The sequence below is a fragment of the Ochrobactrum sp. MYb379 genome (assembly GCF_037479515.1).
Taxonomy (GTDB): domain Bacteria; phylum Pseudomonadota; class Alphaproteobacteria; order Rhizobiales; family Rhizobiaceae; genus Brucella.
Genome location: NZ_JBBGYW010000002.1, coordinates 87,445 through 99,674, shown reverse-complemented (window position 1 = coordinate 99,674; position 12,230 = coordinate 87,445). Strand labels below are relative to the sequence as shown.

Sequence of the window (12,230 nt, the reverse complement as noted above, 5' to 3'; positions counted from 1 at the left end):
GGCTTTTTTGTTTATGGTATTGCTGGTGAGACTCTAAATTAGCTCCTTTTTCATGCTTTCAGTGTATTATGTTTTATTGCAATGGGCTTATATTGTGATGTGCTGGCAGGCATATATGCGGGAAAATATGAATGGACGGCGCTGAGTTCATACTGCTGATAAACATGACGGTTTCCGGCCTGTTTGCGCTTACCTTTTTCGGTATTGCGGCCTATGCGCGTGACAACAGTGCGGCGCCGGTTTTTGGCATCGGCTTCATTTTCGCGATGCTTTATTTTCTCACCGAACTGCTGATGCCTTCAATTCCAAGTCAGAAACTTGGCTATATGCTGGCATTTATTGTGTACTTCGTGACGATGTCATTTCTCGTTGTCGGCGTTGCACGCATGTATTCTGTGCCTGTTCCCTGGTGGCCGCTGGGGATTCTTACAATAGGTTCAGTGGTACTAATCTACGGTATTTACGATATTGCCCGCAGTGAAATGCTGGGTCGTATTCTCTATCAATTGCCGTATTTTTTGATTCTTATGCTTGCAGCCTGGATTGTGATCCATAGCCGAACAAGCAGTCGAACCCGTACAAGACCTTTTGGCCGCGCCTGGGGGGCTCTTGATGGCCTGATGGCGGGCTTGTTTACGGTGAGCGCAATTCATTTTCTGATTAAGCCTGTGCTGGCTAATCTGGTTGGTGGTGTTGGTGCATCGCCGGATGATTACATTCGCACGGACTATGCGCTTTTGGTCCAGTCGATTGGTGCCGGACTTTCGGTCGCTGGTGGTTTACTTTTGCTTTTGAGCCTCATGGGTGAGCTGATTTCCGACGTGACGCTGCGTTCGGAGACCGATCAGCTTTCCGGACTTCTTAACCGGCGCGGCTTTGAGTTCAGAGCGGAAGCTGCGATTGAAAAGTCCAAGCGTATGCGGCAGGCACTGTCTCTGATCGTCTGCGACATTGATTACTTTAAACTCATTAACGACACCCATGGACATGCTTTGGGTGATCGTGTGATTGCTGTATTTGCCGATGAATTGCGTCGCTCGGCAGCGGCGAAGGGTGGCATTGCAGCCCGTATGGGGGGAGAAGAATTTGCAGTTCTGTTGCCCGGTCATACGATCCAGTCAGCATGGCGTTTTGCGGAGCGCGCGCGGCTGGCTTGTGCCGATATTTCTCTGCCAGCTTCTGTTGGTGAAGTTAACTTCACGGTTAGTTTCGGTGTGACGGAGATGGAGTTTGATGACTTTTTCTCTGATGTCTACAAGCGCGCTGACGCAGCACTTTATGAAGCCAAGAAAAATGGTCGCAATTGCGTTCGCACGGCCTTGCCGATGATGCTTGATGACAATGTCGTCGAAATGCGTGGTGCAAACAGAGCCCGATAAAACACGTTGAATTATGCTGACATGCTTTACCTTTGGACGAGCTGTTGTCTACAATCGCCCCACTCCCTTCTTGGGGATGTACTTGGAGGAAAAGACCGAAATGACCACAGATCATGCCGTCGATATTGCGCTGCTGCATTTGCGAGATGCGCATGAGTTCTCGCCTTTGCTTGCAAGCTATGCGCAGGCATTGAAGCGTGGTGCTCCACGCCGCCCAGATGATTTTTATGCCGAGCATCTGTTGCAGGATCGTGCGACCGAAATTCTTGGTGCGCGTGTTGACGGCGATCTCGTTGGCTTTGTCATTTTCTTCGATCTGCCAGAACCGGTCTCTGGTTCGCGTGCAGGACAGGTGGATCACATTTACGTCCATCATGATCATCGCGGCAAAGGCATAGCAAAGGCGTTGATTGACGTGCTGGCTGACAAAGCCGAAGAGCGCAGTTGGTCGAAGCTTGTGCTCAATGCGCCGCGCGTGCCGGAAGATGGCCGCAAGCTCTACGAACAAGTCGCCACGGCTGCTGACTGGTCCAGCTATGTGATTCGCTTCGGGAACTGAGTTTCATCTGTAAAAGTGGATGAAATTACACATGTTTTGCCAAACACGGGACTTCAATCGTTTGAATTCCTAAATCACGCGAAAGTGTCGTCCGGGTGCGACCAATTGTTAGTCTTTTCGTGAAAAAGCTTCTTTGACGTGGTGGTGAAAGCGCAGTAGAAAGCGCCACATAGGGTCGTGCGACACGATCTAGACACATTTTCTGGGTCGTGCTGGCGCAGGATCGAACAGTTCCGTTTCCTTGCGCTGTGAACGACATCGAACCGGGCTCCGAATGAGCCCGCATCTGCTTCATCATGCCAGACAAAACCGGCACATGGAGAAGCGGGTGGAAACGTCAGGGAAGCCCACGAAAGCCATGACACAACCGACCGTTACGCGTCAGCGTCCTTTGTCGCCACATCTGTCGATTTATCGACCGAAGATCACGATGACGATGTCGATCATCCATCGTATCACGGGTGTTGCGCTTTATTTCGGAACCATTCTTCTCGCTGCTTGGCTGATTGCCGCTGCAATCGGTGAAGACGCTTTCAATACTGTGAGCTGGGTCTACAATTCGTGGATCGGCTATATTGTACTGTTTGGCTATACGTGGGCGCTGTTGCACCATCTGGCTGGCGGCGTGCGCCATTTCATCTGGGACATGGGTGCCGGACTGGAAAAGCACACAGCCAGTAAGATCGCTTGGCTGACACTGGCCTTCTCACTGCCTGCAACGATCCTTGTCTGGGTTGTTGCTTTCGTAGTGCGCTGAAAGGAGTTCTGACATGAGCGATATGCGTACACCTCTCGGCAAAGTTCGCGGTTTGGGGTCTGCCAAGGAAGGCACCGGCCATTTCTGGTTTCAGCGTATGAGTGCCGTAGCGCTCGTTCCGCTGGTTTTGTTTTTCGTCGGTCTGGTCATTTCGCTGCATGGCGCAAGCTATGCGGAAGTGAAAGCCGTTCTGGCGCATCCCTTCACCGCTCTGGTGATGGCGCTGTTCGTGCTGACCGGTGTTTACCACATGCGTCTTGGCATGCAGGTTGTTATTGAAGATTACATTCACGGCGAAGGCCTGAAGGTCCTGCTGGTTATGCTCAACACCTTCTTCACGGTGGTTGTGGGCGTGGCTTGCGTTTACGCGATCCTCAAGCTGAGCTTCGGAGGTTGATAGCCCGATGGCTAGTGCACAAAATAATGCAGCTGGTGCTGCGGGCGAAAAGAACTACACATTCGTTGATCACAAGTTTGATGTTGTCGTGGTGGGGGCCGGTGGCGCCGGCCTGCGCGCAACGCTTGGCATGGCCGAACAGGGCCTGAAAACTGCCTGCATCACCAAGGTTTTCCCAACGCGCTCCCATACGGTTGCAGCGCAGGGCGGTATTGCAGCATCGCTGAAAAACATGGGCCCGGACAGCTGGCAGTGGCATATGTACGATACCGTTAAGGGATCGGACTGGCTGGGTGACACGGACGCGATGGAATATCTGGCGCGTGAGGCTCCTGCTGCGGTTTACGAGCTTGAACATTACGGTGTGCCGTTCTCGCGTACCGAAGAAGGTAAGATTTATCAGCGTCCATTCGGCGGCCACATGCAGAACTTTGGTGATGGTCCGCCAGTTCAGCGTACTTGTGCCGCTGCTGACCGTACCGGCCATGCGATCCTGCACACGCTTTATGGTCAGTCACTGAAAAACAATGCGCAGTTCTTCATCGAATATTTCGCGCTTGATCTGATCATGACCGATGGCGTCTGCACGGGCGTTGTTGCATGGAACCTTGATGACGGCACAATTCATCGCTTCTCCGCCAAAATGGTGGTTATGGCGACGGGTGGTTATGGTCGTTCGTATTTCTCGGCAACATCCGCGCATACCTGCACTGGCGACGGTGGCGGCATGGCTGCTCGCGCAGGCCTTCCGCTTCAGGATATGGAATTCGTTCAGTTCCATCCCACCGGCATTTACGGCGCAGGCTGCTTGATTACTGAAGGCGCACGCGGTGAAGGCGGGTATCTCGTCAATTCCGAAGGCGAGCGTTTTATGGAGCGTTATGCACCGTCCGCCAAGGATCTGGCTTCGCGTGACGTTGTTTCGCGTTGCATGACCATGGAAATCCGCGCTGGTCGCGGCGTTGGCAAAAACAAAGATCATATTTATCTGCATCTCGACCATCTTGATCCGGCTGTTCTGCATGAACGTCTGCCGGGGATTTCCGAGTCGGCCAAGATTTTCGCAGGCGTGGATTTGACCAAGGAACCGATCCCGGTTCTGCCAACGGTTCACTACAATATGGGCGGCATTCCAACCAATTATTGGGGCGAAGTGCTTAACCCAACCAAGGAAGACCCAGATCGCGTTCAGCCGGGCCTGATGGCCGTGGGTGAAGCTGGTTGCGCATCGGTGCATGGTGCAAACCGTCTTGGCTCCAACTCGCTGATCGATCTGGTGGTATTTGGCCGTGCGGCTGCAATCCGCGCTGGCGAAGTCATCGATCGCGCTGCAAAAATTCCGGATATTGACGAGGCTGCGTGCGACAAGATTATGGATCGTTTCCATCGTCTTCGCTATGCGAACGGCAATACGCCAACCGCAGAACTGCGCGAAAAGATGCAGCGCACGATGCAGGAAGATGCTGCCGTGTTCCGTACGGATGAATCGCTCAAGCAGGGCGTGGCACGTATGGCCGAAATCTGGAAAGAACTGCCGGACATTAAGGTTTCTGACCGCTCAATGATCTGGAATTCTGATCTGGTTGAAACGTTGGAACTGGAAAACCTGATGGCAAACGCCATGGTAACCGTTGTTTCGGCTGAAGCACGCAAGGAAAGCCGTGGCGCACATGCGCATGAGGATTTCCCGGACCGTAATGATGCCGAATGGCGTAAACACACCCTTTCCTGGCTGTCGCCAAATGGCGACGTGAAGCTTGATTACCGCCCTGTTCATCTCGATCCGCTGACGACCGAGGAAGAAGGCGGCATCAATCTGGCCAAAATCGCGCCGAAAAAGCGCGTTTACTGATCGAGGGAATGAGCAATGGTTGAACTCGCACTTCCCAAAAACTCCCGTATGCAGGAAGGCAAGACCTGGCCGCGTCCAGATGGTGCCAAGAATGTAACGGAGTTCCGCATTTATCGCTGGTCGCCGGATGACGACGCAAATCCAAGCATCGATACTTATTATATCGATCGCGATGATTGCGGCCCGATGGTGCTCGACGGTCTTCTCTACATCAAGAACAAGATCGATCCGACGCTGACGCTGCGCCGTTCGTGCCGTGAAGGCATTTGCGGTTCTTGCGCGATGAACATCGATGGCGCTAACACGCTTGCCTGTACCAAGGGCATGGACGAGATCAAGGGTTCCATCAAGGTCTACCCGCTGCCGCATATGCCGGTTGTGAAGGATCTGGTGCCTGATCTCAGCAACTTCTACGCTCAGCACCGTTCGATTGAGCCATGGCTCAAGACGGTTTCGCCAGAGCCGCAGAAGGAATGGTTGCAGAGCCACGAAGATCGTCAGAAGCTCGATGGTCTTTACGAGTGCATTCTCTGCGCTTGCTGCTCGACCTCGTGCCCAAGCTATTGGTGGAATGGCGATCGTTATCTCGGACCAGCTGTTCTGCTTCAGGCCTATCGCTGGCTGATCGACAGCCGCGACGAAGCCAAGGGCGAACGTCTCGATAATCTCGAAGATCCGTTCCGTCTCTATCGCTGCCATACGATTATGAACTGCGCGCAAACCTGCCCGAAGGGTCTTAACCCTGCCAAGGCGATTGCCGAAATCAAGAAAATGATGGTCGAGCGCCGCGTGTAATCGCGGCAATCGCCTTTTTGTTTCCCTTTCGGCCTGTGGCCTCAACGCCTCCTGTGCCGAAATCAAGAAAATGATGGTTGAGCGCCGCGTATAATCGCGGCGATCGCCTTTTTGTTTCCCTTTCGGCCTGTGGCCTCAACGCCTCTTGTGCCGAAATCAAGAAGATGATGGTTGAACGCCCCGTGTAATCGCGGCAGTCAAATACTGTATTAAAGGGAGGTTTTGCCTCCCTTTTCTTTTGCGGAAGATCTGGCTGATACTTGATTTTTTCGTGTTGCCCATATCTGATCAGAAAGCAGAAGTTTACTCCTCGTTTGAAGGTTTCATCATGCTTGATCATATCGGCTTCAATATTTCCAGCATGCCAAAGTCCAGTGCATTCTATGATGCCGCGCTCAAACCGCTCGGTATTTCGCGTGCTATGGAATTCGGTGACTGGGTCGGCTATGGCCGCAATGGCAAGCCAGAGTTCTGGATCGGCAAACAGAAGGGTGCAAAACTCGAGGGTGTTCTGCATGTGGCCTTTTCAGCGGGAACACGGTCTGAAGTGGACCGCTTCTATGAAGCGGCGCTTGCCGCAGGCGGAAAAGATAATGGCAAGCCGGGAATACGCGAACATTACCACCCCGATTATTACGCGGCTTTCGTGACCGATCCTGACGGCCATAACATCGAAGCAGTCTGTCATCTGCCGGAATGAAAAAAGCGGGCAATGCCCGCTTTTATTTTATCACACCAGTTTGGCGTCCAGCGTTACTTCGATAGCACCAAGCGCCTTAGAAAGTGGGCAGGTCTTTTCTGCTGTTTCAGCGAGCTTCTGAAAATCGTCGTTTGATATGCCGGGAATGGTTGCATTAAGCGTCAAAGCACTGCGCGTAATCTCAAAACCGCCACCGGATGCCGGAACCACTGTGACCGCCGCTGTTGCTTCCAGCTTTTCTGCCGGAGTGCCATTTTGCGTCAGATGTGCTGAGAGATTCATCGCAAAGCAACCTGCATGGGCTGCACCCAGCAGTTCTTCTGGATTGGTACCAGCGCGACCGCTTTCATCCTCGAAGCGCGCTTTGAAGTCATAAGGCAGATCTTTCAAAGCACCGCTCTGTGTATTGAGCGTGCCTTTGCCTTCTTTGAGCGTGCCTTTCCAGACGGCTGTTGCTTTTCTATCCATGATGAAACTCCTCTGTTGGGTTTAAAAACCACATAGGGCGTATTCAGATGCGTTCCAGTGTCAGCTATGGACAATCTTACGGGTTGTATCGTCTGCCCATGCCAGTGAAAGCATGAGAACCATGATAATAATCATGTTGAAGAAGAAGCGATCGTAGGGCATCGGGAAATAAGCAAATTTTCCGAGAATACCGATGACCATGGCGAAGATAACGCCATTCAATCGCGGTATATTGGTCTTGATCCCAGCTCTCGCCATCGCGATCCATGCGACCAGTGCTATCAGAAGTATGGAGGGCCAGCTTTCGAGATAAAGTGCGAGTATGATGCCTCGAATATAGGCTTTGATCAGAAGGACGAGCGAAAAGTCCGGGTTAAAACCCGTCATGGAGTTTGGCATATTAATGCAGGTGAAATAGAGGTGTGCCCACCAGCCGGGATGCCCCGCAGTTTTCTCCATCATTAAGCCAGCCACGATGCACACGGCGAAGGCGATCAGCAATGGAAGTTTTCGCCAGCCGAACAGGAATGCTGTGATCAGCAGAGCGAATATCATGATAATATTGTCTGGACGGATTGTGAAGGAAAGCACGAGTAGCATCGCACCCAGCCAGTCACGCTTACGCAGAATGGCAAAAATGGCAGCGAAGGAAAGCGCTGCCATGGTGATATCGGGAAATACAGCTGACGATATTGGTCCATACCCGGCCAGCAAAAGAACGGGGCCAACGATGAGGCCAGCCTGAAGCGATTGATAGCTGGCGAGCAACCAAAGCATGAGCAGCCCAATCGCAAGTGAGGCCGCAATGCTGATGAGGTGGCCACCACGAGCCAGGCCGGTGTAAGGCTCAAGCCAGCGCAGCAGTTGAATATAGCCGGCCTTGACGCGATACATGACCAATAGTGACTTGAAGCTATCCGGGCTCTCCCACTGAGCGCTTCGAAAGTCTCCATCTTGTTTCAAAGCGAGCAGTTCGCCCTCTGATGCAACTTCGGCGACTTGCCGCCATGTTTCCGTATGTAGCGCGTTTGCATCGGGATAGCGGTTTTCCAGTGCTGTCGCGATATAGGGGATCATATCCCAATTATTGTCAGGCTTAACGGCTGAATAAATGACGGCTGCTGCCATAGCGGTAATAATGGCAAGCGCGCCCGCAATTTTAGACAGTTTGTGAACACGTGCCGTTGTCCATAAGCCTGCCTGTGCCTGCAGGATCACATCGATCAACCGCTTATTGGTATGCATGCCCCAAGGCCCCCACGCCTATATTCTATTTTGCTTTTTTAGCAGACGTGGAAGCTTTTTCCAGTGGTCGTGAGAAGCTTAAATCGCTTCTCCTTGCAGCAGACGCGGGGTATCCCCCGAAAGACCTGCGGCTTGTTTTATGAAGAACGATTTGAGGCTTGGCACGCGATCCACGAGACCTAGCCCAATGTCGCGAATGGTGCGCACAGCCGGATTGTCGTTGGAGAAGAGCTTGGTCAGCACATCAGTGGTGACACCCATCTGAACCGTGTCGAACCGACGCCATGCTTGATAGCGCTCGAGTGCCGCAAAGGAGCCGATGTCGAGGCCAAGGCGGTCTGTCTCGACAATTACTTCTGCAATGGCTGCGGCATCGCGGAAACCGAGGTTGAGACCTTGACCGGCGATTGGATGAATACGATGGGCTGCATCGCCCACAAGCGCGAAACGTGGTTTTACAAATTCGCGCGCCAGCGTGAGGCCGAGTGGGAAGGCGCGGCGCGGGCCTTCAACCGTCAGTGCGCCAAGGCGATGGCCGAAACGCTGCTCGAGTTCTGTTTCAAAGATGAAGTCATCCTCCCGGATGAGACGCTCGGCGTCCGCTGTGCGTTCTGTCCAGACGAGCGAACTGCGATTGCCTTTCAGCGGCAGGATAGCGAATGGGCCAGCAGGCAGAAAATGTTCGTCGGCACGGCCTCCATGGGGGCGTTCATGGGCGACGTTGCAGACGATGCCCGATTGATCGTAGTCCCAGTTAACGGTCTTGATGCCTGCAATATCACGCAGGCGCGACTTCGCGCCATCAGCGGCAATCAGCAGGCGCGTGGAGATTGTTTCGCCATTGGCCAAAGTGACGGTGACGGATTCGGGTAGCGTTTCAAAATTCTCTACACTCATGCCTTCAATGAACGTGATGCCGAGTTTATCCGCTTGTCTGTGAAGGGCGGTGTTAAGAACGCGGTTTTCGACCATATGCGCAAAGGGCTCGCCGGGATTAACATCGCCAGCGAATGTCAGAAATACCGGACGCACGGGATCAGAGGTGCGGGAATCTGTTACGACCATCTCAGTGATTGGCTGAGCATCTGTGACAATCTCCTGCCAGCAGCCAAGCTTATCAAGCATGCGTGAGGCGGCAGCGGCAATGGAAGACGCACGCGGGTCATTTTTCCATGCGCCTGCGGGTGCGCCATCAATGACGGTTACGGAAAGATGCGGGGCTGCGGATTTGACAGCAACAGCAGTCACAAGGCCGACGTAGCCGCCACCTGCAATAACAAGATCGCGTTTGTTGGCTGCATTTTGCGTGGCTTCGGCGGACATTGCTCTTCCTTTCAGATCGCTCTTCGATGAAGCAGATAAGGCTGCGACAGTTTTGGGGAACTTGACAGTTTCCCTTGTGCAAGCCCAAACAGTTCATCAAGAATATGTTCTCTATATAAGGTTTCAGGAGACAGGCTGTCCATGTCGAATAATGAAAAGACCGATCTATCGCAGGCCGAGCAAACGGCTGCCATGCAACAGCTTCTAGAGACGCTTGATCTTGAAACGCTGGAAGTGGATCTTTTCCGTGGTAACAGCCCGCAGGTGGGTTGGCAGCGCGTTTTTGGCGGACAGGTGATCGGCCAGGCGCTGATTGCAGCGCAGCGCACTGTGGAGCCGGAAAGGCAGGTTCATTCTCTGCATGGCTATTTTGTGCGTCCGGGTGATCCGGCAATTCCGATTATTTATGAAGTCGACCGCATTCGCGACGGTTCGAGTTTCAATACGCGCCGTGTTCTGGCAAAGCAGCACGGTAAGGCGATCTTCACGCTGTCGGCCTCATTTCAGATTGATGAGCCGGGTCTCGATCATCAGATCGAAATGCCGGAAGGTCTGCCGATGCCGGAACAGCTGGTCGGCGATCATGATCTAAAAGACGAGTATCTGCATCTTGCCCCGTCGGGCGTGCGTAAATATTGGGAGCAGGAGCGCCCGATCGAGATCAAGCCGGTGTCGCTCAAGCATTATTTCTCGCGCGAAAAACTGGCTCCGAGCCAACATGTCTGGGTGCGCGCGCGCGGCATCGTGCCGGATGATCGCGCACTTCAAGCAGCCATTCTTGCCTATCTCTCCGATATGACATTGCTTGATACATCGCTGCACCCGCATGGACGCACGATTTTTGATCGTGATCTGCAAGTGGCGAGCCTTGATCATGCGATGTGGTTTCACCGCCCGTGCAGGCTCGATGATTGGCTTTTATACACGCAGGATACCCCGAGCGCTTCCGGCGCACGTGGATTTAACCGTGGCGCACTTTATACCCGCGATGGGTTGTTAATCGCGTCGGTTGCGCAGGAAGGTCTTATTCGTGTGCATGAAAAAGCCAAATGATGATATTTTAATCACCGATAATACGTGTGTTTAATTTTTATGCAGTGGCTATCTACGCTAACTGAGCGCCAGGTTTAAAAACTGAATCCGATGAATCACTTAAAGCGGTTTTGCCCATCGGGGTAAGACCGCTTTTTTCTGTCATAGAAAGATTTTTTCGGCATTTGCATCGCTTGTCTGGTTTGCCGAAAAGCCCGCATTTTGGGCGAAAATACAGCGTCTATCTGACAGTTCTGAGAAATCAGCGAGCATCAAACATCAGAAAAATTGCATTTTTATGGTGTGGTGGTCCGTAACTGGCACGATTTTTGTTTCTCTTAGTTCGAACCGGTCTTTTCAGCGCAGACGCGTTTGAAGCCGCCATTCGACGGAGATACTCGATGCTCATAACTGAAAGATTTAAGCAGACGGCATTTGCCACCCTTCCTGCGCTGCTCGTATTAGCGGGAACAGCCTTTGCACAGGATGCAGCCGAAGCTACCCCGACCCTTGATACGGGCGATACCGCCTGGATGCTGACTTCAACCGCGCTTGTGCTGATGATGACCATTCCTGGTCTCGCACTTTTCTACGGCGGTATGGTTCGCAAGAAGAATGTGCTTTCCACTGTAATGCAGAGCTTCGCAATCACCTGCCTTATGTCGGTCTTGTGGATGTTCTTCGGCTATTCGCTCGCATTCACCGATGGTGGTTCGATGAACGCCTATATCGGCGGCTTTGATAAGGCGTTTCTGTCGGGTGTGACGATGGACTCGCTCACTGGAACAATTCCCGAATATCTCTTCATCGTGTTCCAGATGACTTTTGCGGTTATCACGCCTGCGCTGATTGCGGGTTCGTTCGCTGAACGCATGAAATTCTCCTCCATGCTTGTTTTCATGGTTCTGTGGCTGTTCATCGTTTATGTGCCGGTAGCACATTGGGTATGGGGCGGCGGCTTCCTCGGTTCTGACGGCGTTCTCGACTTTGCTGGTGGTACTGTCGTTCACATCAATGCTGGTGTTGCTGGTCTTGTTGCAGCCCTTATCATTGGCAAGCGTGATGGTTACGGCCACGTCAATATGGCTCCACACAACCTCGTTCTCTCGGTCATTGGTGCAGCTCTTCTGTGGGTGGGCTGGTTCGGCTTCAACGCTGGTTCGGCTGCTGGTGCCAATTCGCTCGCTGCTGTCGCTATGCTCAACACGCAGGTTGCGACCGCTGGTGCAGCTCTCGCCTGGATGTTTGCTGAATGGGCAATTGCCGGTAAGCCAAGTGTTCTTGGAATCATCTCAGGTGCGGTTGCAGGTCTCGTTGCCGTTACGCCTGCCGCTGGTTTCGTCAATCCAACGGGCGCGCTGATTATCGGTATCATCGCAGGCCTTATCTGCTACGTGGCAGCGGTTAAGCTCAAGCACGCACTTGGCTATGACGACTCGCTCGATGCCTTCGGTGTTCACGGTGTTGGCGGTTTTGTTGGCGCGATCCTCACTGGCTTTTTTGCTGATGTTGCAATCAATGCTGCTGGCGAAGGCGCAACCATGGGCAAGCAGTTCTTCGGTGCGGCAGTTACGATTGTCTACACCGCAGTTGCGACAGCCATCATCCTTTATGTGATCAAGGCCATCATGGGTCTGCGCCCGACAAAGCAGGAAGAAATGGAAGGTCTCGACATCGCGTTGCACGGCGAGTCTGTTCAGTAGAACAGGGTTGTCTCAAGAAG

At 52.9% G+C, this 12,230-nt stretch carries 13 protein-coding genes; 9 read left to right on the top strand and 4 right to left on the bottom strand.

Annotated features, from left to right (window positions below; translation table 11 throughout):
• The first annotated feature begins 131 nt into the window (after window positions 1-131).
• From WH356_RS04575 to WH356_RS04550, 6 genes are all read left to right on the top strand, one after another.
• Window positions 132-1,379, top strand: a complete 1,248-nt coding sequence (locus tag WH356_RS04575) for a GGDEF domain-containing protein (RefSeq protein ID WP_339509018.1) — start codon at window positions 132-134, stop codon at window positions 1,377-1,379.
• Between the two features lie 100 nt (window positions 1,380-1,479).
• Window positions 1,480-1,938 carry a GNAT family N-acetyltransferase gene (locus WH356_RS04570; protein ID WP_339509017.1) on the top strand — a complete coding sequence of 153 codons (459 nt, stop codon included), beginning with the start codon at window positions 1,480-1,482 and terminating at the stop codon, window positions 1,936-1,938.
• A 358-nt stretch (window positions 1,939-2,296) separates the two neighbouring features.
• Window positions 2,297-2,695 carry a succinate dehydrogenase, cytochrome b556 subunit gene (gene sdhC / locus WH356_RS04565; protein WP_339509016.1) on the top strand — a complete coding sequence of 133 codons (399 nt, stop codon included), beginning with the start codon at window positions 2,297-2,299 and terminating at the stop codon, window positions 2,693-2,695.
• Window positions 2,696-2,708: 13 nt separating this feature from the next.
• Window positions 2,709-3,092 carry a succinate dehydrogenase, hydrophobic membrane anchor protein gene (gene sdhD, locus WH356_RS04560; protein WP_339509015.1) on the top strand — a complete coding sequence of 128 codons (384 nt, stop codon included), beginning with the start codon at window positions 2,709-2,711 and terminating at the stop codon, window positions 3,090-3,092.
• A 7-nt stretch (window positions 3,093-3,099) separates the two neighbouring features.
• Window positions 3,100-4,944 carry a succinate dehydrogenase flavoprotein subunit gene (gene sdhA, locus WH356_RS04555; RefSeq protein WP_339509014.1) on the top strand — a complete coding sequence of 615 codons (1,845 nt, stop codon included), beginning with the start codon at window positions 3,100-3,102 and terminating at the stop codon, window positions 4,942-4,944.
• A 15-nt stretch (window positions 4,945-4,959) separates the two neighbouring features.
• Window positions 4,960-5,739: a succinate dehydrogenase iron-sulfur subunit gene (locus tag WH356_RS04550; protein WP_007872174.1), complete on the top strand. Its 780-nt coding sequence runs from the start codon at window positions 4,960-4,962 to the stop codon at window positions 5,737-5,739.
• Here WH356_RS04550 and WH356_RS04545 read toward each other — a convergent pair.
• Window positions 5,708-6,079, bottom strand: a complete 372-nt coding sequence (locus WH356_RS04545; protein WP_339509013.1) for a hypothetical protein — start codon at window positions 6,077-6,079, stop codon at window positions 5,708-5,710. The genes WH356_RS04550 and WH356_RS04545 overlap by 32 nt on opposite strands.
• Between WH356_RS04545 and WH356_RS04540 the strand changes: the two genes are divergently transcribed.
• Entirely contained in the window at window positions 6,068-6,439 is a 372-nt protein-coding gene (locus WH356_RS04540) for a VOC family protein (RefSeq protein ID WP_339509012.1), read from the top strand. The two genes, WH356_RS04545 and WH356_RS04540, sit on opposite strands and share 12 nt — an antisense overlap.
• 30 nt (window positions 6,440-6,469) lie before the next feature.
• Here WH356_RS04540 and WH356_RS04535 read toward each other — a convergent pair whose 3' ends face one another.
• The 3 genes from WH356_RS04535 to WH356_RS04525 form a co-directional block, all read right to left on the bottom strand.
• Window positions 6,470-6,907 carry an OsmC family protein gene (locus tag WH356_RS04535; RefSeq protein ID WP_339509011.1) on the bottom strand — a complete coding sequence of 146 codons (438 nt, stop codon included), beginning with the start codon at window positions 6,905-6,907 and terminating at the stop codon, window positions 6,470-6,472.
• A 60-nt stretch (window positions 6,908-6,967) separates the two neighbouring features.
• On the bottom strand, window positions 6,968-8,152 hold the full coding sequence (locus WH356_RS04530) for a hypothetical protein (protein ID WP_339509010.1): 1,185 nt from the start codon (window positions 8,150-8,152) through the stop codon (window positions 6,968-6,970).
• 78 nt (window positions 8,153-8,230) lie between these two features.
• On the bottom strand, window positions 8,231-9,475 hold the full coding sequence (locus tag WH356_RS04525) for a ubiquinone biosynthesis hydroxylase (protein WP_339509009.1): 1,245 nt from the start codon (window positions 9,473-9,475) through the stop codon (window positions 8,231-8,233).
• Between the two features lie 141 nt (window positions 9,476-9,616).
• On the opposite strand from WH356_RS04525, the gene tesB reads away from it, so the two are divergent.
• Together tesB and WH356_RS04515 are read left to right on the top strand one after the other, a co-directional pair.
• Window positions 9,617-10,528 carry an acyl-CoA thioesterase II gene (tesB, locus tag WH356_RS04520; protein WP_339509008.1) on the top strand — a complete coding sequence of 304 codons (912 nt, stop codon included), beginning with the start codon at window positions 9,617-9,619 and terminating at the stop codon, window positions 10,526-10,528.
• Between the two features lie 380 nt (window positions 10,529-10,908).
• A complete protein-coding gene (locus WH356_RS04515; protein WP_339509007.1) occupies window positions 10,909-12,210 on the top strand; it encodes an ammonium transporter in 1,302 nt (433 codons plus the stop codon).
• Window positions 12,211-12,230: the final 20 nt, after the last annotated feature.

Coding starts and splice junctions, on each gene's coding strand:
- WH356_RS04575 (WP_339509018.1), top strand. CDS start 132: ATGGACGGCGCTGAGTTCATACTGCTGATAAACATGACGGTTTCCGGC.
- WH356_RS04570 (WP_339509017.1), top strand. CDS start 1,480: ATGACCACAGATCATGCCGTCGATATTGCGCTGCTGCATTTGCGAGAT.
- sdhC (WP_339509016.1), top strand. CDS start 2,297: ATGACACAACCGACCGTTACGCGTCAGCGTCCTTTGTCGCCACATCTG.
- sdhD (WP_339509015.1), top strand. CDS start 2,709: ATGAGCGATATGCGTACACCTCTCGGCAAAGTTCGCGGTTTGGGGTCT.
- sdhA (WP_339509014.1), top strand. CDS start 3,100: ATGGCTAGTGCACAAAATAATGCAGCTGGTGCTGCGGGCGAAAAGAAC.
- WH356_RS04550 (WP_007872174.1), top strand. CDS start 4,960: ATGGTTGAACTCGCACTTCCCAAAAACTCCCGTATGCAGGAAGGCAAG.
- WH356_RS04540 (WP_339509012.1), top strand. CDS start 6,068: ATGCTTGATCATATCGGCTTCAATATTTCCAGCATGCCAAAGTCCAGT.
- WH356_RS04545 (WP_339509013.1), bottom strand. CDS start 6,079: ATGATCAAGCATGATGAAACCTTCAAACGAGGAGTAAACTTCTGCTTT.
- WH356_RS04535 (WP_339509011.1), bottom strand. CDS start 6,907: ATGGATAGAAAAGCAACAGCCGTCTGGAAAGGCACGCTCAAAGAAGGC.
- WH356_RS04530 (WP_339509010.1), bottom strand. CDS start 8,152: ATGCATACCAATAAGCGGTTGATCGATGTGATCCTGCAGGCACAGGCA.
- WH356_RS04525 (WP_339509009.1), bottom strand. CDS start 9,475: ATGTCCGCCGAAGCCACGCAAAATGCAGCCAACAAACGCGATCTTGTT.
- tesB (WP_339509008.1), top strand. CDS start 9,617: ATGTCGAATAATGAAAAGACCGATCTATCGCAGGCCGAGCAAACGGCT.
- WH356_RS04515 (WP_339509007.1), top strand. CDS start 10,909: ATGCTCATAACTGAAAGATTTAAGCAGACGGCATTTGCCACCCTTCCT.